This window comes from Kordia sp. E, from assembly GCF_056033805.1.
In genome coordinates, this window is the sequence record NZ_JBRASR010000002.1 from 1461125 (window position 1) to 1484007 (window position 22883).

The 22883-nt window shown below is 32.8% G+C and carries 20 protein-coding genes; 11 read left to right on the forward strand and 9 right to left on the reverse strand.

Features of this window, described 5'->3' with window-relative positions; all coding sequences use genetic code 11:
- Positions 1–9: 9 nt before the first annotated feature.
- On the reverse strand, positions 10–240 hold the full coding sequence (locus ACUUYC_RS09540) for a hypothetical protein (protein WP_474265491.1): 231 nt from the start codon (positions 238–240) through the stop codon (positions 10–12).
- Positions 241–468: 228 nt separating this feature from the next.
- Complete coding sequence (locus ACUUYC_RS09545) at positions 469–1251, reverse strand: alpha/beta fold hydrolase (RefSeq protein WP_474265492.1); 783 nt, start codon at positions 1249–1251, stop codon at positions 469–471.
- Positions 1252–1299: 48 nt separating this feature from the next.
- Here ACUUYC_RS09545 and ACUUYC_RS09550 point away from each other — a divergent pair, with 48 nt between their 5' ends.
- The 7 genes from ACUUYC_RS09550 (at position 1300) to ACUUYC_RS09580 (ending at position 8020) form a co-directional block, all read left to right on the forward strand.
- Positions 1300–1872, forward strand: a complete 573-nt coding sequence (locus ACUUYC_RS09550) for a hypothetical protein (RefSeq protein WP_474265493.1) — start codon at positions 1300–1302, stop codon at positions 1870–1872.
- Entirely contained in the window at positions 1859–3151 is a 1293-nt protein-coding gene (gene brnQ / locus ACUUYC_RS09555) for a branched-chain amino acid transport system II carrier protein (protein ID WP_474265494.1), read from the forward strand. The genes ACUUYC_RS09550 and brnQ overlap by 14 nt, the downstream gene beginning before the upstream one ends.
- Before the next feature lie 446 nt (positions 3152–3597).
- Positions 3598–4863 carry an AbiH family protein gene (locus ACUUYC_RS09560; RefSeq protein ID WP_474265495.1) on the forward strand — a complete coding sequence of 422 codons (1266 nt, stop codon included), beginning with the start codon at positions 3598–3600 and terminating at the stop codon, positions 4861–4863.
- A 270-nt stretch (positions 4864–5133) separates the two neighbouring features.
- Entirely contained in the window at positions 5134–5979 is an 846-nt protein-coding gene (locus ACUUYC_RS09565; protein WP_474265497.1) for a helix-turn-helix domain-containing protein, read from the forward strand.
- A gap of 574 nt (positions 5980–6553) precedes the next feature.
- The gene (locus ACUUYC_RS09570) at positions 6554–7111 is read left to right on the forward strand and encodes a carboxymuconolactone decarboxylase family protein (RefSeq protein ID WP_474265498.1); all 558 of its coding nucleotides are present in this window, start codon (positions 6554–6556) and stop codon (positions 7109–7111) included.
- A gap of 100 nt (positions 7112–7211) precedes the next feature.
- Complete coding sequence (locus ACUUYC_RS09575) at positions 7212–7568, forward strand: hypothetical protein (protein WP_474265499.1); 357 nt, start codon at positions 7212–7214, stop codon at positions 7566–7568.
- Between the two features lie 71 nt (positions 7569–7639).
- Entirely contained in the window at positions 7640–8020 is a 381-nt protein-coding gene (locus tag ACUUYC_RS09580; protein WP_474265500.1) for a plastocyanin/azurin family copper-binding protein, read from the forward strand.
- An 83-nt stretch (positions 8021–8103) separates the two neighbouring features.
- Here ACUUYC_RS09580 and ACUUYC_RS09585 read toward each other — a convergent pair whose 3' ends face one another.
- The 7 genes from ACUUYC_RS09585 to ACUUYC_RS09615 form a co-directional block, all read right to left on the reverse strand.
- A complete protein-coding gene (locus ACUUYC_RS09585) occupies positions 8104–10125 on the reverse strand; it encodes a M43 family zinc metalloprotease (RefSeq protein ID WP_474265501.1) in 2022 nt (673 codons plus the stop codon).
- Between the two features lie 93 nt (positions 10126–10218).
- Positions 10219–10806, reverse strand: coding sequence for an ATP-binding protein (locus ACUUYC_RS09590; RefSeq protein WP_474265502.1), 588 nt, complete (start codon positions 10804–10806; stop codon positions 10219–10221).
- A 132-nt stretch (positions 10807–10938) separates the two neighbouring features.
- On the reverse strand, positions 10939–12231 hold the full coding sequence (locus tag ACUUYC_RS09595; protein WP_474265503.1) for an aminopeptidase P family protein: 1293 nt from the start codon (positions 12229–12231) through the stop codon (positions 10939–10941).
- 84 nt (positions 12232–12315) lie between these two features.
- Positions 12316–12810: a hypothetical protein gene (locus ACUUYC_RS09600; protein WP_474265504.1), complete on the reverse strand. Its 495-nt coding sequence runs from the start codon at positions 12808–12810 to the stop codon at positions 12316–12318.
- A 13-nt stretch (positions 12811–12823) separates the two neighbouring features.
- A complete protein-coding gene (locus tag ACUUYC_RS09605) occupies positions 12824–16282 on the reverse strand; it encodes a T9SS type A sorting domain-containing protein (protein WP_474265505.1) in 3459 nt (1152 codons plus the stop codon).
- 222 nt (positions 16283–16504) lie between these two features.
- On the reverse strand, positions 16505–17089 hold the full coding sequence (locus ACUUYC_RS09610; protein ID WP_474265506.1) for a Crp/Fnr family transcriptional regulator: 585 nt from the start codon (positions 17087–17089) through the stop codon (positions 16505–16507).
- A 103-nt stretch (positions 17090–17192) separates the two neighbouring features.
- On the reverse strand, positions 17193–17435 hold the full coding sequence (locus tag ACUUYC_RS09615; protein WP_474265507.1) for a GlsB/YeaQ/YmgE family stress response membrane protein: 243 nt from the start codon (positions 17433–17435) through the stop codon (positions 17193–17195).
- A 307-nt stretch (positions 17436–17742) separates the two neighbouring features.
- On the opposite strand from ACUUYC_RS09615, the gene ACUUYC_RS09620 reads away from it, so the two are divergent.
- From ACUUYC_RS09620 to ACUUYC_RS09635, 4 genes are all read left to right on the forward strand, one after another.
- Entirely contained in the window at positions 17743–20601 is a 2859-nt protein-coding gene (locus tag ACUUYC_RS09620; RefSeq protein ID WP_474265508.1) for a WD40/YVTN/BNR-like repeat-containing protein, read from the forward strand.
- 183 nt (positions 20602–20784) lie between these two features.
- Positions 20785–21477, forward strand: a complete 693-nt coding sequence (locus ACUUYC_RS09625; protein WP_474265509.1) for an alpha/beta fold hydrolase — start codon at positions 20785–20787, stop codon at positions 21475–21477.
- A gap of 8 nt (positions 21478–21485) precedes the next feature.
- A complete protein-coding gene (locus ACUUYC_RS09630) occupies positions 21486–22019 on the forward strand; it encodes a GNAT family N-acetyltransferase (protein ID WP_474265510.1) in 534 nt (177 codons plus the stop codon).
- The gene (locus ACUUYC_RS09635) at positions 22016–22849 is read left to right on the forward strand and encodes a hypothetical protein (RefSeq protein WP_474265511.1); all 834 of its coding nucleotides are present in this window, start codon (positions 22016–22018) and stop codon (positions 22847–22849) included. The genes ACUUYC_RS09630 and ACUUYC_RS09635 overlap by 4 nt, the downstream gene beginning before the upstream one ends.
- Positions 22850–22883 lie beyond the last annotated feature (34 nt).

A 22883-nucleotide genomic window follows, 5' to 3' on the forward strand; every position in this document is an offset into this window, starting at 1 on the left:
CACTAACAACTAAAACGCATGCTTTTTCTTCTTATGAAAAGAAGTCAACGTTCTATTAATATCTTTCAGTTGAGGTGTTAACGATGTAAGCTTTCCTTTGTCATCATTAGTAGCTTCACAATTACACAACATACATTGATATTCGTTAACATGTGAAGTGATTTTCTTGGTAACTCGGTAACGATGACCGAAAACGCTGCAGTATAATTTTCCGAGCGAAAATGTAGTTTTGATACTCATGTTTTTATCCATGGTTAAATAAGTAGGTTAAAAGTAGTTTTCTTTGGGCACTTCTAATATACATAATTGCTACGGTTTATCCGATGAAAAGCTTTATTTTTTAGACGAAATGCACTTTATCGAAAGATGAATGGGTAAAATAAAAATTTATTCTTTCTTTTTTAAACCTAAATTCTTAATTAATAAAAATGTAATTTCCTACTTATAAATTTTGAAACATTTGAAATTTTAGTTTTTTAAGAATAAACTAAATGCATACATGAGCTCTTCTTTGTTTTCAATATGACTCATATGACCGTCAGGAAAAATATCGACAATAACTTCCGAATTTTTTGTTTGATCAATCAATTCATCATACGATAAAATAGGGTCATGCTTTCCAATAATCATCATTTTTTTATACGGAGAAAAGTGTAATAATACTTCACGATCTTCTCTAATTTTCATGCCTTCCAAAGCAGCAACAATTCCTTGTAATGAAATCGTTAATGCTTCTTTTTTGACATTTTTGATCGTTTCTGCAAAGATTTTACGATTTTTTGGACGAAAAAGGTTCGAAATTGCAATTCTAATAAATTGCTTGTGATTATACTTTACGGCATTAATTGCTCTATCACGATTTGTTTTTCGTTCCGAACTATCTGCGCGCGCTGTGGAATTTATTAAGCATAAAGCTTTTACATAATCTGGGTACATTTCGGCGAAAGCCAAGGCAACATAACCGCCCATAGAATGTCCGGCAATATGAATTTTACGGATGCGTAAGGTTGTCAAAATAGCAAAAACTGTTTCAGCCATTTCTTCCATTGTATGAATATAGCCAATACAACCCGTTTTTCCATGTCCTAATAAGTCTATGGTAATGACTCTGTGCGTTTTAGAAAATGCTGCTACATACGCATTCCACATCGTACTTGTTTCTAAAAAACCGTGTAAAAGTACCAATGTATTTCCTTCGCCCGAAACCGTATAGGCGATTTCTATATTTTTATAGGTCACAAACTGTTGCATGTCGCAAAAATATGTATCTTTCGTTAGCTATAAAACTTGAAACTAAAAATGTTTACATCGCCTTTTAAAAAATTATCAAATGCTTCTGAAAAGAAGTTGTTAATTCTAGCAATTGCGGCATTTTTATTAGCAGCAACATGTATGTTTCAGTTTGATTTATTACTACAAAATGAATTCGCTCCTTTAGGAATTATTTCGTTTGAACTGGCAAAAACACTCGATTGTATTACACAAATACTAGCTTCTTGGCAAGCAACAGAAGGCGCAATGCTTTCTGCAGAATGGAGTTTATGGTTCGATTATGTTTTTATCATTGCGTATGTTTTAGTACTAAGTTTGATACTACATCGTGTGACGAGAATTGTTTGGAAACAACCTGAAAGCCAACGATACCGCTTGGGAATTGTTCTGATACGAACAACTTTTTTCGCAGGATTCTTAGACATGGTGGAAAACTTTGCGTTGCTTCAATTATTCTATGGCGATTTACAACAATATTGGGCTACGCTGGCTTTTGCATCGGCAACTGTAAAATTTTGCTTCACAGGAATTGCACTATTATTTGTAATCTATAGTCTGATCGCGTATTTCATCAAAAAATATACACATGTCAAAAAATAAAGAACTCTTTGTCACTGCTTTTGCATTATTCTCCATGTTTTTTGGAGCAGGAAACTTGCTATTACCACCATTATTAGGATATCAATCAACAGATCAATGGTTTTGGGTGACACTCGGATTTATGATCACAGCAGTTGTAATTCCAATATTTGGAATATTAGCGCATGCGCGATTGCAAGGTTCGATGTACGATTTTGGAAAAAAAGTATCACCATTATTTAGTAGTGTGTTTTGCATTATTATTTATATCATTTCAGTAACAATTCCGTCACCGCGAACGGCTTCTGCAACACATGAAATCTCAATATTTCCCAACTTTGGCACAAGTGCTTTACTGACAAGTACAGTTTATTTTGCGTTGGTATTTGTATTTGTGTTAAATCGTTCCAAGATTCTGAACTTTATTGGAAAGTTTTTAACGCCGTTAATTGTATTAATCCTATTAGCGATTATCGGAATTGGTTTAGGTATGCCACATGAAGCTGTAACTCCATCATTATTAGAAAAGCCACCTTTGGTCATCGGATTAAAAGAAGGATATCAAACATTTGATGCTATTGGCGCGATTGTAATTGGTGGTGTGATTATTATTTCGTTGAATTTAAAAGGACACGATTCGTTTGAAGAAAAGAAAAAACTCATTGCCAAATCGGGTTGGATTGCTGGTTTTGGATTGTTTGTTATCTATGCCGGATTAATTATATTAGGTTCCTATTTTAGTAGTGAAGTTGCCATTGAAGAAAGCATGAGTAGCGACATGAAACGTGCAACGTTATTGCGTGGAATCAGTTTGGCAACCTTAGGAAACATCGGAACGGCATTTTTAAGTGTGTTAGTTGCATTAGCTTGTTTTACGACTGCTGTTGGAATTACTGCAGGAACTGCCGATTACTTCAAAGGATTATTTAAAGACTCAAAAGAAGCATATATCATCACTGCTGTTATTGCCTGTTTGATAGGGATTTTGGTTGGACAACTAGATTTTCATTACATCATTATTGTGGCAATTCCTGTGTTGAAATTTATCTATCCAATAGGAATTGTGTTGATTTTCTTAAATGTAATTTCTCAAAAGCTCGCAACACCGTTGGCATTTAGAGCTGTTGTGTTGGTGACGTTTATCTTTGGAGTTTTAGATATGTTTGCGCATTTCTTACCAACCAATGTATTCTTAAAAACACTTCGTGAAGTCATTCCACTAGGAACCATAGATTTTGCTTGGGTTTTACCATCTTTACTAACGTTTATTTTGGTAGTTGCTTTTCAGAGAAGTAAATAATTTAAATTAGATCGTTCTATTTCTTCATTTTCTTTGCTTTCCCAAAGAAAAGAAAGGGAATTTTTAGTTCATACATTTTTATTCCATATTTTGGTATTCATGAATGCACAGCATTTCCAGAGGTATTTTTAGTTTTTCTTTCGAAAACTAATTCCTATACTTCGGAAAAAGATACTCCACATGAAAATTTTTAGTTTTTATTGCAGCTAACATATATTAAATATAAAATTCTTACAAAATTTACTTAATTTACAAGAGGTTTTTATAAAAACGGAACCGTCTGTGTTCAGAAATAAAGAGCTAGCAAGCGAAATTGCGAAGCGTAGCTTCAAGCATGCAGCTTAGCTAGTGAATGCTACGTAGTAATTTTCTATACTCAGACTTGATTTTTTGGTTCGTTTTTTATCAAGAAAAAATGAACGTTACTAAAATTTAGTTTAATACACATGAACAAACTCATTATTGCAGGAAACGGATTTGATTTAGCACACGGATTGCCAACTTCGTACAATCACTTTATGGATGCTTTTTGGCGAGATTTGAAGAGAGATCAGAATGATGAATTGGTTAAAGAGTTAGTTTACATACATCCAGGTTATAATGACTTTTTAAGTTTTCCTGATGGAGAAGCTATTTCTAATTATCATGATTTTAAAAATACTATGAATTTATATAATAATATATTCTATGATCATAATCTTAGTTCTTATTCAATTACTATTGAGGGAAGCAAAACTCAAATATTTAGGTTTGAAAATGATTTTTTTAGAAAATTAAATGAAATACAATCAATTCAAAACTGGGTTGATGCTGAGAATGAATATTATCAAGCACTTAAAAAGATCTGTAAAGATCAAGAATTAGAAGCTCTTGAAAAAAGAGAACAAGTTTTAAAACTTCACAAAGAATTTGAAGTGGTAAAACTATTACTTGAAAGATATTTACAAAAAAATGTAGTTAAAGCTTATAATTTTGAATTTGAAAACGAAGCCGTTTTTCAATTAAGAGATATGATCAGACCTTTTACTTTTCCCTACAGTGAGTATTCTAAAGGATTAGAACAACAATTTTCGATGGAAAACGATCGTAAATATATAAGTGATTTTTATCAAGATTCAAAACAACGAGAAGCATACAACAAAAGAGGAAAAGACAGAAAAGGACATGTTAATAGGTTGCCAGACTTGTATCATTGTTTAGTTGTGAATTTTAATTATACGCAAACATTCTTTAATCATGTTGTTTCTTTAAGAGGAAAACATCCGCGTTTGAATGTAAATCATATTCACGGAGAACTTATACATGAAGATATCGTCTTCGGTTTCGGAGATGAAATGGACGAAGATTATAAGTTAATTGAAGATATGGACGATAACGAATACTTAAAGTATTTTAAATCGTTTCAATATGTGCAAAATTCTAATTATAGAGATGTTTTGCGCTATGTTAATTCCGAAAAATTTCAAGTCATTATCATGGGACACTCTTGTGGTTTATCAGATAGAACCTTGCTAAATACTATTTTTGAACATGACAATTGTCGTTCTATTAAAGTGTTTTATCATCAAAAAGATGATGGAACTGATAATTATACGGAAATCATTCAAAATATTTCTAGGCATTTTAATGATAAGAAATTGATGCGAACCAAAATCGTGGAGAAAACGTTGTGCGAACCAATGCCGCAGATTCAATTGCCGAAAAAAACGTAGTATTGTCATTCCGCACTTTCAAAATTCGTCAGTTCGAGTGCTTCGACTGAAAGGAGAAGTGTATCGAGAATAGAATTTTGAGTTTCTAATTAGTTCTCGATATAATTTTTCTAAGAAAAATCACTCGAACTGACGTTTAGAGTTGTAATTAAAAAAGTATAAAAGTGCTAGCGTTCTAAAAGCATAGCGAGTCTAAATTTTTACGTAAACAAACACTACTTTTTACGACCAAAGAAAAAGTTTTATATTACACCAAAGAAACAAGCATTCATGGCAGTTCAAGATATTACAAGGTATACCTATCAAGATACATTTTCACTCAGCGTCGTGCAGTTTGAAAAAGCTTGTGTTGTCAATAAGCCTGAACAAGTAGATTCATACACGATTTACTGGATTAAAGAAGGAAAAGGAACATACCATATCGATTTTGAAGCATATACGTTTGATGGAAATATTATCTTTTTTTTGTCGCCAGGACAAGTCTTTTCGGTAAGTTCAGAAAAAATTAAAGAAGCATACAAACTCTCATTCAAGCGTGATTTTTATTGTATTCAAACACATGATAAAGAAATTTCGTGTAATGGTGTGTTGTTTAATAATGTATATGATACGCCTTTTGTGATCCCAAAAGCAAAAGATATACAACGGTTAAGTTTCTTGCTGGAAGATTTAATTGAAGAATTCAACAATGAAAATTCCGGTCAGTATGATATGTTACAAACCTATTTGAAACAATTCATTATTCATTCGGTTCGCGTGAAGAAGGAAGATTTTATTGTGAAAGAAGAAACAGAAACGAAACTCTACAAAGATTTTAGTGTGTTGGTGGAACAAAACTTCAAGAAAATGCATTCGGTTTCTGCCTATGCAGATCGTTTAGGAATTTCGCCAAAATCCATTTCTAAACATTTTCAAAAACTTGGAACTACTACGCCAAGTGATTTTATAAAGAATAGAATCATCCTAGAAGCCAAACGACAATTGTTGTATTCGGAACAATCGGTGAAAGAAATTGCTTTTGAACTAGGTTTTAACGATCCGGCTTATTTTACACGTTTCTTTACCAAAGCAATTCAGAAATCTCCACTTTCTTTTAAATCAGAATATAAAAAATAGACTTACTTAGACTTCTTGGATTTTTAGTCACGCTTCACTTTTAGATTTCTTAGTTATTAGCATCTAATTTCTTTAAGCTTTCAATATGTGTGATTCTGAGCTTGACTCAGAATCACACAAAAAACTTAGACACTGTTGTGTAAATCTAAGTAGTTCTCGATACATTTTTTCTTCACTTCATTTCAAAAAAACACTCGAACTGACGTTAGAAATCAATCTAAAAAGTCTAAAAATCTAGCAATCTACCTACCCAAAACCCATTTGTCCAATTCTTAGGAACTTTTGTCCATTTTCTGGCATGTCTTTCTGCCGCATCTTTGTACTGTTCAAAAAATATAACGCATCTCAATTATATATGATGCGATTCAAAAGAATTTTTTTTGATATGAATTAAAACCAAAAGAATTATGAAAAATACACAAAATACTACTTGCCCAAATTGCTGGGGATATCAAGAATACGATGCACAATATCCAGAGAGAGAAATCTGCGAATGCAAAAACTAAATTATAAAAATTAAAAATAAATAGATTCCTGCCTTCGCAGGAATGACAAACAAACAAAAAACAAAATTATGAGCACACGAATTGAAACATTAAACCCAGAAACAACTACAGGAAAATCAAAAGAATTGTTTGACGCAGTTCAGAAGAAGTTAGGATTTATTCCAAACCTTATTAAAGTATTTGGAAATTCTCCTGCAACGTTACAAACGTATTTAAGTTTAGGTGAATTAACTGCAAGTGGAAACTTTAGTAACAAATTTAGAGAGCAATTAGCTTTAGCGATCGCAGAAGAAAACACATGTAATTATTGCTTGTCTGCACACACTGCAATTGGAAAAATGAACGGATTGACAGAAGCACAAACAGAAGCAAGTCGTCAAGGATTAGCTAGTGATGCAAAAATACAAGTTGGTTTACAATTTGCACAAAGCGTAACAAAAAATAGAGGACAAGTTTCTGGAGAAGAATTAGCAGCAGCAAAAGCAGCAGGATATAATGACGGAGATATCTTAGAAATTGTATTGAATGTAGTTTCAAACACATTGACAAACTATGTAAATCACATTGCTGAAACAGAAGTAGATTTCCCATCAGTTGAAGCTGGAAAGTTTGCAGTAACACAGTAATTATCAAAACAATGGATTCCCTGAGTCTCTAATGATAAAGTCAGGATGAGATTCAGGAATTCACTTTAAAATAATCAATAACAATAAAAATTAACCAATTATGGAAAATCAGATAAAGAATAATTTAAAACACGTTCATGAACTTTTAGGAAAAGGAGCTTTTATCGAGGCAATGGAAACATATTTACATGATGATGTAGAGTTAAGAGAAGCAAATGGAGCAGCAAAAAAAGGAAAGAAGTTTAATGTAGATTTTGAACACGATTTCATCAACAATCAGTTAGAAGAGTTTGTACGATATGATGTAAAAAATCTTGCTGTAGAAGGAAATCATTCTTTCTATACTGCCGAAATGGAATTGAAAATGAAAGATGGAAGTACTATGCTTTCTGAGCAAGCAGTTGCAACAGAATGGAAAGATGGAAAAATCTTTAGAGAACGTTATTATCACGCATAAAATAAGCATTCATAAAAATTTGAATAGAATTCAATAATCACACAAAAATAAATTTTAAAAGAAAAATTACAATGAAAAAATTAATCGCAATTTTAGTATTATTCGTAGGATTTTCAATGACTACGCAAGCGCAAAATAAAATGATGAAGAAAAACGTGAAAACGGTTTCTTTACAACAAACAAAAGGAGAATTTACACAAAAATCAATTACACTTTCAGAAGGAACATACGTTTTTGAAATTTCAAATACTGGTGTTGGACATGATGTTGGATTTGTATTAGCACCAAAAGGAAAAACAGATGCTGCAAACCATATTAAAAACGCATATGTGACGGAAGTTGTAAAGAATGATACAAAAGGACATTCAAAAGAAGTAACGCTTACAAAAGGTACATATGTATACTTTTGTCCCTTAAACCCAACACCTCAATACACTTTAGTAGTAGAATAACTACTTTAGTTTTTTTCATGATTGATAGTAAAAAAGCACGCTAATAAGCGTGCTTTTTTTATATAAAAGATATGGTAAGTGTATTATAATTTGATCAACTTCTTTGTAGCAGTTTCTCCTTTGTCTGAACGAATGTTTACGAAATAAACACCGCTAGCTAAATCGTTAATTGCAATAGTATTACGAATTTGATTTTTTAGTGAAACCGTTTTTATCGCTTTTCCATTGATATCCACTATTGAGATATTTTCTAGCATAACACCATTTGTTGTTGAAATGGTTACTTCATTCTGAGCTGGATTTGGATACATAGAAATTAGAGTATTCAAGTCAGGAAATTCTACTGTTGACAAAACAGTATTTTCATAGATTTTTACATTTCTGTAGAAAGAAGTTCCATTATTGTAGCTTCCGCCACCAGGATAGTTATTCCCAGATGTCCACGCTTCAGTAAAGTTATCATTATCTGCCGAGAAGAATAAATACTGCGCATTTCCAGTATATAATTGTCCAATTGGAATTGAATAATGTTTGTATGTATACTTATCAGCGTCTGTATATGTATTAAAATCGTTGTTGTAAATAGCCGAACTAGTAACGTTTTGTGTTCCAAATATTTTATAACCTAACAAAGCATCAAGTGCTAAATCGTCGTCAATTCCGATATAATGAATTTCTCCTTCTATGGTACTCATAAAATCAAATTCAATAACTGTATTTGATGTAAAATTATAATTGATTTCAATAGCTTTCCATGCGTTTACAGATAAATGTAATGTTGCTCCATTATCATACACAGCAGAAACACCATTATCTTGTGCAACATCATATGTCAAGATTGTTTCTGTGCTAAAGTCAATAATTGGAAGCAATGTATCACAGGCATCATTTTGATTAGGATTAGCGTCTAAATTCACATCTGGATATCCATTACAAAGATCTGCACTATCACAAACGCCATCACCATCACTATCATTATTTATATCATTTGGACAATCGTCACAAGCATCAGGAATAGAATCTCCATCAGAGTCAATTCCTGTAGTACAACCATACATAGTAGTTAATACATTATTTACGGACCATAAGTTGTTTCTATCAGCAACACTAGAATTTAACGCGGCTTCCATACGCACTTTTTGTCCTTGTGTAAACATTGCATATGTGGCGCCTGTATAGTCCATCATATTTGTCAAATTATCTACACTTCCACAATTTGTTACAGCTCCTTGGCCAGGGTAATCATCTAGATCTCTAATTATATTTCCTTTCGTATTTGGTGTATCAGTTACATCATCATCTTCATTACAATATATATCATTACCATTTCCACCAGCATTTGCCCAAATATGATATACATTCAACCAATGTCCAACTTCATGAGATAAGTTGTGATACCAAGTTTGCCACATTTCATCATGTTCTCCAAATGCCCAAGCAGACATCACATGTCCGTCTAAATAAGCAAGAGTTGAACCATCTACATTAGGCGGAAAGGTTGCAAAACCTGAAGTTCCACTTCCATCAATTGCTTGACGAACAACGTAAATGTTAAAATAATTTTCACGTGGCCAATGATAAATTTGGCGCATATTAGTATTGTTTCCTCGTACTGTGTAAAAAGCATCTTGTTGTCTGTCAATTCCATTCGTAGGATTTCCTTGCGGATCAAATTTTGCCAATACAAATCGTAATTTTTTTGTGTCAAATGCTCCACGAGCAGCAAGAAAACTAGGGTCAATATTAGTGTCAAAAGCGGAAGTTCCAGCAAAGAAAATATTTAAAGATTCTACGGCTCTTTCTACGGCAGCATCTGAAATGTTTTCGACACCATTGTCATGAATAATATGTACAACTACTGGAATAATATAATCGGTTCCAATAGTTAATCCGTCAACACCTGAGAAATCTTCTCCTGTTGATGGACTTGCTTGAAAGTTTTCAGTAAAGCGTTCTAAATCTTGAAATGCTTGATTATTTTCAGGTCGCAATTCAGGATGCGTTGCATATAGTTGTTGCTGTACAATGTCTTGTCCACATTGCTGTTGTGCATGTGATAAAATAATACAAGAAAAGAAGAATAGAAATAGTAAAGTTTTTTTCATAGCGTGGTCATATGTTAATACATACAAATGTAATTTTTTTATAGGAGTTAATAGTTAACAGTCGCATAATCTTTTAGTTAACTATTTTTTTAATTAACGAATGTGCAATTGAATATCAAGCTCCTTTAGCTTTTTATTTACTTCATCAATTTTTTGCTGTAATGTTTTGGGATTGATTGCCAAGCCTGGAAATATTGTAGTGTCAGGTTTTACGGTAATTTTTGTATAATTTTTCTTTTCGTCGCTTCCGCAGATAGTTCTCGTTTGCGTAACACCTTCTTTAAATAAAAACGCTCCTTTTTGTCCGTTTGAATACGTGAGTAATTTGCACCATTCGGAAGTTGCGTTGATTCGTATCAGGCCGATCAATTCGCCAAAACCAGCTTCCTGAGCGCTTTTCTTCCAAAGTGGAACAGATTTGGAAATTTTCACCAAAGTAGCTTCTGCTTGTGTAATATCTTCCAAATAATCTTGATACACTTCAAAAGACATTCCTACATTAAATTCAACAGAAAACTCGTCAGTATACAAGTTCACAGTAATCACTGTGCTTTTTTGGTCAATGGCATATTGAATAATTTCTAATGGAAGTGAATCGAGTGTTTTTTCCTCAAAGAGCGTTTTAAAATACAATTTCGGACGCATACGCATGTGCTCGGATGGTTCTATGTGACGAATCATAAATGTTTGTGAATTGATGAAGACTAAATATACTTAAAAACTCATAATTAACAATTGATTAATTATGAGTTTTTAAGTATATATGAGCATGAAAAACAGCTTCTTTGTATAGCTGTAAAAGAGATCTGAAAATTATGAATTCATCAAATCTTCAATTTCGTTTGCTTCAATAGGAATGTTGCGCATTAAGTTAAATGGTTCGCCAGTTTCTTGAATTACTACATCATCTTCCAAACGAATTCCAAAACCTTCAGCTGGAATATAAATTCCTGGTTCTACAGTAAATACCATATTTGCTTGCATTGGTTCCGTCAATATTCCGTAATCATGTGTATCTAATCCCATGTGGTGCGAAGTTCCGTGCATGAAATATTTTTTATATGCTGGCCAATCTGGATTTTCGTTTTGTACATCTGCTTTATCTAGCAAGCCAAGACCTAACAATTCAGAAGTCATTAATTTTCCAACTTCTACATGATAATCTGCCCAAATAGTTCCAGGAACAAGCATTTTAGTAGCATCATTTTTTACACGATTTACTGCATTATATACTGCTTTTTGACGCTCAGTAAAACGACCAGAAACTGGAATTGTTCGTGTCATATCACTTGCATAATTTGCGTATTCTGCACCAACGTCCATTAAAATTAAATCACCAGCTTTACATTGCTGATTGTTTTCAATATAGTGTAAAACATTTGCGTTATTTCCAGCTGCTACAATTGGCGTGTATGCAAATTTCTTAGAACGATTTCTTAAAAATTCATGCATGAATTCAGCTTCAATTTCATATTCCCAAACTCCAGGTTCTACAAAGCCTAAAATTCTACGGAAACCTTTGTTTGTAATATCACATGCTTTTTGTAAAAGATCCAATTCTATTGGATCTTTTACAGAGCGTAAACGTTGTAAAATAGGATTGCTTTTTGCAACACTATGTGCAGGATATTTGGCTGTTAACCATTTTGTGAAACGATCTTCTCGTGTTTCTGTTTCTACGTTTGCACGATAATGCTCGTTTGTGTTGATATACACTGTATCACATTGCGTCATGATTTCAAACATGATTTTCTCCATGTCTTGTAACCAATACACCGTTTTAATTCCGGCAGTTGCCAACGCAGCTTCTTTCGTTAATTTTTCACCTTCCCAAACCGCAATATGTTCATTGGTTTCTTTTAAGAATAAAATCTCACGATGTTTTTCTTTTGGACAATCTGGAAACAATACTAAAATACTTTCTTCCTGATCTACGCCGCTTAAATAAAAGATATCTCTATGTTGCTCAAACGGCATGGTGCTATCTGCGCTAATTGGGTAAATATCATTTGAATTAAACACAGCCAAACTACTCGGTTTCATCTGCGCCATAAAATTCTTTCTATTCTTAATAAACAAGTTGCGATCTATCGGATGGTATTTCATTTCAGTAATTTTAATTGATTTCCTTCAAAAATAATCAAACAAAAAAAGAATTAAGTAGCCAAATGGCGGAATTTTTTTGAAGTACTACTTTTTTAATTTCACCAAGGTTAAAGTAAAGATGTCTGCATTTAACTGTATTGGTGTGTCTTTTGAATGATTGTTCCATTGAGTGACGTCAGTTGATGTAGAAATAACCCGATAGGTTTCTAGTAAGGTTTCATCTTTAAAAAAAGATAATTGTTGTGCTTTAGGATTCAGGCTCCAGTTTATTTGATTAGAAAAATTAAAGCCACAAAATCCAGTGTCAATTTCATTAATATCTATATCGGTTTTACTGAAATCTAGATTGGTAATAATGTTCGTTTTGTGATAATTCATCTTCACAAATGATGACATATACTTATACGATTTGGGTATAAGAGTTGTTATTTTTGAAATGGTAAGCGTATCTGACTTAAATAGATAGTTACCTTTAGTATTTACAAACCATTCTGATTCTTGAAAGTCACCTTTAGAAATATTCTGAGCAAACATTCCTAAGCTAACAATTAAAAAAATAAGTAAGATGTATGTTTTCATACCTATAAGCTATTTAATACACAATCAATTTTCCTTTTTTGATTTTATCATTTGATCGGATGTTGTATAAATACACACCAGCACTTAAGTCCCATTGTTGTGTTGAAATTGCTTTGTTTGTCTGTGTAAAAATAGTTCCGATTAATTTTCCTTGAATGTTATACAGCGAGAATTTAAGATCTTCATTTTTGGTGCTTTTTACAAAAACGGCCTCATTACTCTTTACAGGATTTGGATAAAATGTAATTGCATCCGAAGTAACTTCGCCAACGCTTAATACACTTCCTAAATTGATGTTGTCAACATACAAAGCTTGTCCATAAGCATTCACATTTCTAAACTTTACTTGTACATTTTCATTACCAATATAAGCTGTAAGATCAATAGATTCTTCTCGCCATTGTGACGCCGTTGGTACAAACTGATTTGTTGTATTTGGTGCAGTAGCTAGCACGCTTCCAACCTTATTGTATACATTTGTCCATGTCATACCACAATCTGTAGAAATCTCAACTTCCAGGGCATCTGCATATGCAGCAGAATATAAAGCGTACGCAACATCAAACGTAAGTGTAGCATCAGCAGCATCAGTATTTAACATATTTAGAGGCGCAATAATATCACAATGTAAACCTACTTGCGAAGTCACAAAATTATTTACAAACATAGAATTTGTACTTAGTCCAAAACCTCCAACAGTATTTTCATACGCCCAAGAAAGATTCCCGTTGGCTTCTTGTCTCCAACCATCTGGCATAAAAGCCACTTCAAAATCTTCTTCCAAGTTTGTATTTGTCAAGCCTTCCACTGTTATGGTCATAGAATCACTTGACGAAATTCCTGCATCATTGGTTACTGTTAACGTGACTACATGATCTCCTGTTGTTGTAAAAGTTACTTGAGGATTTCTGATAGAAGAAGTTGCAATGTCTGCATTTTCAAAAGTCCAAGCCCAAGTTGCATTCGTATGATTCAACATAGAATAATCGTCAAAAGAAAAGATATCTCCAGCACAAGTAGCGGTTAATTTATCGACCATAATTTTAGCAACAGGTCGTGAAGGTGTTTCAAATAAACTACTTTCCCAAATACCTTTTCCATAACTCGCTAAACGTATTTTTCCATCTCTATAAAATGGTCGTAAATCATTTGCACCAATTGTTGTTGGTAAGTTTACATTATCTAAAGTCCAAGAAGACATCGTGTTGTTTTTATAATATACAGACATGCTTGTGGCAACATAAACGCCGCCATCTGTTCCTCCGATAGTTGTTAATACTTGAATGTTTTGTCCGTTTAATTCACTTGAAGTTTCATTCGTCCAAGTTGCGCCGCTATCTATACTTTTAAATGTTTTATTACCATTATTTCCACGCGGATATGCTAACCAAATTGTTTGATCGTTCTCAGGGTCTAAACTAATTAATGCTAAATTTCCATTGCCACTAGGCAATGTAATTGTGCTTGTTGTCGCCCAATCATCCGTAGTTTTTACAAGAAATGAATTTCCAGAACTTGGTCGCACCACAATAAACATTGTATCTGTATTGGTACGAGAAATTTCAATACCTAATACGGTACTATTTGTAGCTGCTGTATATATTGCATTATAACTTGCGCCTGCATCTAAACTTTTAAACAATTGATTGCTATTTCCAAGATACACATGATTGTAACAGCTTGGATGAAACTCCATTTCAGACGATTGTGCAAACCAAGGTTCTTCGGTAGGTGCTAATCCCATAGAAGCATTCATAACTGCTCCAGTTAAGGTGTTTGGAATGAATCGACTTCCAATATTGGTTGAATATATTTGTTCTGTTCCAGGATTTACATAACCTGAAGCTGGTTCGCCACCACCTAAATCTAAAAACTTCCCAAAAGGGAAACCTTCTGAATACACATCTACACCATTATGAAATGTTCCGCCAACTAATAAATCACGATTCCAACCAGAGCCAAATCCCCAAAAATCAGTTCCGTGTACGCCGTTCATTTTAAATTCTGGTTGTGAGGCAAATAAATCAGTTGACTTAAAAATTCCGCCATCTGTAGTTGCCCAATATTCGTTTCCGTAAGCTCTAAAATCCTGCATGTCTACGTGCATTGGTTCATAACTTCCGCAACCATAATTGAAAACACAAGTAAACGTTTGTCCACCATCATTTGATCGCCACATACCAATTCCGCCAACCAAAATTTGATCTGCATTGGAGTTGGAAGCCATTGTTGCACAATTGTAAAACCCTTGATTGAAACCATCCGTAGAAGTATCAGAATTTAATAAATTTGGATGTGCTGCTGTATATGGCGCGCCATCATATCCCATAGGATTTGTCCAAGAAATACCAGCATCATCACTTCTGTAAACTCCAATAAAGCCATTATCACCAGCTTTAGAATCGCCAATTAAAAAAGCATATACTCTGTTTGCATTAGCATCACTTACGGCTAATCGTGCGCCAACAACACTTCTATTTGGATCAGTAGAAGTATACCAACCTGTACTTTGTACGAGCCAAACAATTCCACCATCGGTAGATCTTAAAAACTGATGTGTATTATTAGTGTTATTTTGTCTTACAGCATATAAAGTATTTGGGTTTCCTGGTTGTGGTTTTAAATCAAAACATTCATTTACGACAACTCTTGTCCAAGTGGTTCCACCATTTGTAGTTCTATGAATTCCTGCTTTTCCTGCAAGTAAAACAATTTCTGGATTGTTTGTATTAATATATATTTCTGCAGGATTTTCTAGATAACCCGTTAATGGAATGTTACTGTCAAAAACGACTGACCAAGAAGTTCCGCCATTTGTAGTTTTAAATAATTCACTTCCCGAACCTGCGTATACAATATCAGGATTTGTAGGATGTACTGCAATTGCACTTACGCCACCATTGGCTATTACTGCTTGTGGTGCTAATGTAGTTACTAAGGTTTTTGATGCATTTGTCCAAGTATCGCCGCCATTAATAGTTTTGTACACTTCTCCAGATTCTGTCCCGCAATACAACGTATTTGGTACTGCTAAACATTTGCTAATACTATAAACATTTGTTTGTGCTCCGCTTAACACTGTTCCGCCTTCTTTATAACTTTCATACGGTCCAATAGGCGACCAATTGCCCATTTCTGAAGTATTTGGAGAGTTTTTTAATGCTCTAGCAGCATCTCGTAATTGATCTTTTTTAGTTTGATCATAGAAACCTTCATTGTTTAAAAAAGGATTGATAGCTCTACGCCATCTTTTATAATATTGTGTGTGAAACGATTTTACGTATGGATGCGTTTTATAATAACTAGCATACAAATTGTCAACTGTATTTGCGTTTGGGTTTTCGCTGTACATCAATTTTGCCCATTCAGGTGCATCTTTGTACAATTGATTTGAAATATTGGATTTTGGAGATTGTTGTCCATATCCAATGATTGCCAATAGCAATACGAATAGTAATACTAATTTTTTCATAGCGCAGGTTTTGTCTAATAATACAATAAGATCGAGGCAAAAGTTGTTAGCTTATCTGTATAATTTTAATAAGCTCGATTGTAAAAATATGGAATTAAGATAGTTTTAACAGCAAGATATTCAATTTATTATTGAAAAATAGAATGATTAATTGATGAAGTGATGTTTCGATTTGAAGAGTTAAAAATACTTTTCATATACCTTAATAACGAGTATGAACTATCAAATAATATTCTTTCGAATACGACTCATATGTCGTGATGAAATTCCTAAAAAGGACGCTAAATAATGTAGTGGAACTTCTTTTAATAATTTTGGTTCGTTAGCAAGTAATTTTTGGTAACGTTCTTCAGGTGTTAAGGTCAATAAATCGATTCGATAATCGTCAATTCTGTAGATTTGATTTTCAATTAAATTGTAATAAAATTTATAAAACGCTTGATTGTTTTTGAGTAAATATTGAAAGTTTTTTTGATCAATTACAAACAAATCACAATCACTAATCGCTTTCATGTTTTTGCGTGATGGAATTTGATGTATAAAACTTTTTAATGCCGCTGTAGCGGAATTTTTCAATGCCAGATACGTTGTTTTCTCTTCACCTTCCACCAAAATATTATGTTGTAAAATACCGCTTTCAATAAAGCAGAAATAGTTGCAAATTTTGCCTTCTTCTACAAAAAGTGTATTCTTTTTTAAATGTAAATAGTTGAATTTTTCCAATATCACAGGAATCTGATCATTCAAAGAAGTGTCTTGAATAAAAGTTTTTAAATACAATTCAAAATTTGCAGTAGACGCATTCATCAATCAATATTTATGTTTCTCGAAAATAAAATAAAAAAATGATAAGCATAAAAAAGATGCTTCTTTTGAGCATCTTTTTATAATTTTTTAAGGAATATTAAAACTATTTTTTAAAAAAACTAGCTATTAATAAAAGAATAACTGCTCCTATAGCACCAGTAGCTATATCACTTAAAATTCCAGTGCCAATAGAAATTCCTAAAGCGCCCAGCGCCCAGTTACCTACCATACCACCAATAATACCTAATATAATATTAACTATTATTCCAAAGCCACCACTTTTCATTAGATATCCACCTAACCAACCTGCAATAGCTCCAATTAATAATGCATAAAGTATTCCCATAATTTCTAAAGTATATTGTTATTATACTGAAATATACTAAAAATAATACAGTTTTTGTAAAAAAGGAAATTGGTAAACATATTGTAAAAAGAGAAATTGTCTCTGTTAGAATTAGACATCGAAGTTTCTAAAAATCTTTCTGATCTTATATTTTGACTGGAAAAAAAACATAAAATTATCCGTAGTTTCTTCTAGTTTTCTTTTTTAGAATTATTTCATGAATTTTTCAAGTATTGTTAAAAAATCAAACAAAATTTTGCCAAGTTTGCAACATTGCCTACTTTGAAAGTCTAAACCAAACCCAACCATGAAACCTAAAATAATAGTATCTATATTATCTGTTTTTTTCTTGCAATTTAGTATTGCGCAAAGCAATCCAACTTCTGCAGAAAAAGTACAAGAAGCTTTAAATCAAAAAGCAGCACTTACACAAAATTCTACCGTAAAAAATATTGAATTTACCAATATTGGACCTACAATAATGAGTGGTCGTGTGGTCGATTTAGATGTAAATCCAAACAATACAACCGAATTTTACGTTGCGTACGCTTCTGGAGGATTGTGGTACACAAAAAACAATGGAACAACGTTTGAGCCAGTTTTAGACAGTTCGCCAACACAAAATATCGGTGACATTGCTGTGGATTGGAATTCAAAAACAATTTGGGTAGGAACAGGAGAAAATAATTCTTCACGTTCATCATATGCCGGAATTGGACTTCTAAAAAGCACAGATAACGGAAAGAACTGGAAAAACATGGGATTGTTAGATTCGCATCATATCAGTCGAATCTTAATCAATCCAAACAATAGTAATGAACTTATTGTTGGAGTTTTAGGACATTTATATTCACCAAATGCAGAACGCGGAGTTTTTAGAACTACAGATGGTGGAAAAACATGGAGCAAAACATTATTTATAAATAACGATACAGGAATTGTAGATGTTGCAGTTTCGCCAAACAACTTCAACGTACAATACGCATCTTCGTGGGAACGTGATCGTAAAGCGTGGGATTTTGTTGGAAATGGAATCAATTCAGCAATCTACAAAAGTACAGACGCAGGTCAAACTTGGAAAAAAGTAAGTGAAAAAGCCGGATTTCCAGAAGGTGATGGCGTTGGACGAATTGGATTGGCAGTTTACGATGATGAAACTGTATATGCATTTCACGATAGTCAATTTAGACGAGAAGCAAAAAAGAAAAAGAAAAGCGATTCCAAAGCATTGACAAAAGATGACTTCAAAACGATGTCTTCGGAAACGTTTTTAAACTTAACAGATAAAGAATTAAATACATACTTAAAAATAAACGGTTTCCAGGAAAAATACAGAGCTGAAAATGTAAAACAATTAGTGAGAAGTAACACAATCAAACCAGTTGATTTAGCGAAATATTTAGAAAATGCAAACTCATTATTATTTGATACGCCTGTAATTGGAGCACAAGTTTTTAAAACAACTGATGGTGGAAAATCATGGAATAAAACACACGATGATTACTTAGATGATTTAGTATATTCTTATGGTTATTATTTCGGAATGATTCGCGTAAGCCCAAAAAATGAAAATCAAATCTACATTGCAGGAGTTCCAATTTTACGTTCGGGAGATGGTGGAAAAACATTCAAATCGATCAATGGCCAAAATGTACATGCAGATCATCATGCACTTTGGGTAAATCCAAACAATCCAAATCATTTAATAAATGGAAATGATGGAGGTGTAAATATTTCATATGATAATGGAGACAATTGGATTAAATGCAATACACCAGCTGTTGGACAATTCTACGCAATTTATGCTGACGAACAAACACCATACAAAGTATATGGTGGATTGCAAGATAATGGCGTTTGGGTTGGTTCAAATGATTACAAAGCTTCCGTAAAATGGCATGAAGAAGGACAATATCCGTATGAACGAATTATGGGTGGAGACGGAATGCAAGTTGCTGTTGATAATCGCAATCCGAATATTGTATACACAGGATATCAATTTGGAAATTATTTTAGAATTGATCGTGGTGAAAATGGTGGTCAAACATACATTCAACCAAAACATGAATTAGGAGAATCACCATATAGATTTAACTGGCAAACGCCAATTCACTTGTCAGTTCACAATCAAGATATTTTATATTTTGGTGGAAATAAATTACATAGATCGCTGAACAAAGGAGACGATTGGGAAACTATTTCGAACGATTTAACGCAAGGAGGAAAGAAAGGAAATGTTGCCTACGGAACGTTGACAAGTATTTCTGAATCACCTTTCCAATTTGGATTACTCTATGTTGGAAGTGATGACGGATTGATTCATGTGACGAAAAATGGCGGTGGCGATTGGCAAAAAGTATCAAATAACTTACCGAAAGATTTATGGGTTTCGCGTGTCATTGCTTCAGCACACAAAAAAGAACGTGTATATGCAACCTTAAACGGTTATCGTTGGGATGATTTTGCAAGTTATGTGTATATGTCTGATGATTATGGACAAACGTGGAAAAACATTGGAAATGGAATTCCAGCTTCACCAGTAAATGTAATCAGAGAAGATCCTGAAAACGAAAATATACTCTATGTTGGAACAGATAATGGTGCGTATGTTTCTTTAAATAGTGGGAATTTGTGGCAACCTTTCCATAAAGGATTACCAAATGTTGCAGTGCATGATATTGTAGTGCAAAAACAAGCAAAAGACTTACTTATTGGAACGCATGGACGTTCAATTTATAGAGCAAATATTGCAGTATTACAAGAAGCTGATGAAACAATCAAAGCAAAAGAAATACATGTATTTACAGCAAAAAGTGTACGTCATCGTTCATTTTGGGGATCAACTTGGAGCAAATGGTTAGAAGCAAATGTACCTAATGAGCAAATTGCATATCACGCTAAAAGATCTGGAACATTTACTGTAAAGATAATTACAGATAACAATGTTGTATTGAATCAGTATGAAATAACTGCTGATGCAGGATTTAACACATGGAATTACGATTTGAGCGTTACAGAAAATGGACGTAAAAAGTACTTGAAAAAGGCAGAAAATATAATGATTCCTAAAAAGAAAAACGGTGCGTATTATTTACCAAAAGGAACGTATACAATTGAAATTTTAGGGAATGGAAGTAAAGATTCAACGAAGTTGGTGATTGAATAACTTATTTGCGTCATCTTGAACTTGATTCAAGATCACAACAAGAAGCTAAGATTTTTAATTGTAAGTATAAAATAACTCAGATGAGATGCTGAATCAAGTTCAGCATGACGAATAATTAAATATAAACGTACACTAAACGGAGTTGAAGTGTACGTTTTTTTATAAAATAATAGATGGATTTTTATGCAAAGAAAACCAACACTCTATTTCCTCTCAGGAACCATGTGTACACCACAATTGTGGGAATTTGTTTGTGTCGAATTAACACAATTTGATTGTGTTTTTATAGATACAACTTCGGCAACTTCTTTTGATGAAATAGATACTTTGTTAGATGAAATTTTACCAGAAAACGCATTGGTAGTAGCTTTTTCGATGGGCGCGTATGCAGCAATGCATTTTGCAATTTCAAATCCAAATCGGATTCATAAAATGATTGTCATTGCAGCTTCTGCAACTAGTTTGGACGCACAAGAATTACAACTCCGAAAAAGCACAATTGACTTTCTAGAAAAACACAATTATAAAGGAATTTCTACAACTAGAGCATTACAATTTTTACATCCAAAAAGTCATGAAAATAATAAGTTGATTCAAGTCATAAAAGACATGGATTCAGATTTGGGGAAAGAAGTTCTAATTGGCCAACTCAAAGCGACTTCACAACGTGTAGATTTAACCAACGAGTTAAAAGACATTCAAGCAAAAATTCACGTGATTGCTTCTAAGGAAGATGCATTGGTCAATATTGATCATGTGAAAAACACACAACAACATTTCTCAAAAGCAACGATTACGGTGTTGAAAAATTGCGGACACATGATTCCCTTAGAAATGCCTGATTTGGTAAGAGAAATAATCCTTCGAACTTTTTAAACGAAAAAATGAAAAAAGATATAATCATTTCAAAAGCGAAATTATCACAACTAGACGAACATCATAAAATTTGTATACAAACGTTTTATGAAACTTATGCTGATATGAATACTTCTGAGAATATGGAAAACTATGTTACGGATCATTTCAATAAGGAGAAATTGGAGCGTGAGTTACATGATTCGGATACAGAATGTTATTTTGCACTATTAATGGGGCAGATTGTTGGATATATAAAAATTAATTTTGGGCAATCGCAAACAGAATTAAAAAAACCTAATACTGTGGAAATTGAACGTATTTATGTATTAAATGAATTTCAAGGAAATCGAATTGGGAAATTGTTATACACAAAGTCTTTTGAAGTCGCAACAGCAAGAAATGCAACAGATTTATGGCTTGGTGTTTGGGAAAAAAACCATAAAGCTATTGGGTTTTATGAGAAAATAGGCTTTGTAGCATTTGATAAACATATTTTTATGTTAGGCGATGACAAACAAACAGATATTATGATGAAACAAGAATTAATTAAAAAATTATGATAACAATCAAGTTGAAACCATCATTTCATAATTTTTCATCAATTACATTAAATGAAAATGATATTGAGTATGAAATTCTTCCGAAGCTTCAAAACTTAAATGGACTTGATACAAAAGAAAAATTGACAACTGCTGAATATCTTGAATTAAAAAAACTAAAATCTTTCAATCTTAATGCTGAAAAACAGCGCCATAAAGAGAAAAAACAAGTACAAACTGATATACAATACTTAAAAGTTGAAATAGAAAAATTAATCAATCAAATTATTGAAAAACCAGAAGTCGACGAAAGAATAATACTTGATGGAATAGGAGTTGAGTGCGTTATAGGTGAATTGCCTTCTGGATTCAAGATAATAAAATTTCATTCTCCTGAGGTGCATACAAAAGCGTTTAAAATTATAAAAAACTTGTTTTTAATTTTAAATCATTGTTTTAAACAAGGACTTATTCTAAATCATATTGAATCAACTCAAGGTTATTTTGGAATTGGGGAACAATGGAAAATTACAAATGAAAGTCCGCTAACGCTTAGAATATTTGGAAGTTTAAGTATTTACGAAAAAGAAGCACTAAGTGAATTTTTTAATACGCTAAAACCAAATCAATTTTTGATATTAGATATACGTAATTTAGATGGAATGGGATTTATACTTCATGAATGCTTTAAAAATTTGATTCATGAAATGAAAGCCGTTCTCTGGTTAGTTCGAGATAAAGAAAACAAGTTTTTGAATAGACACTTTGATGAAATGGGAGTATTAAAAAAATATGTGTTTACAGAAAAAGAAGTCATTATTAAAAAAATAAAAGAATTAAATTCTATGTAAATATTAGAGACATAAAATAGACACAACAACAGTT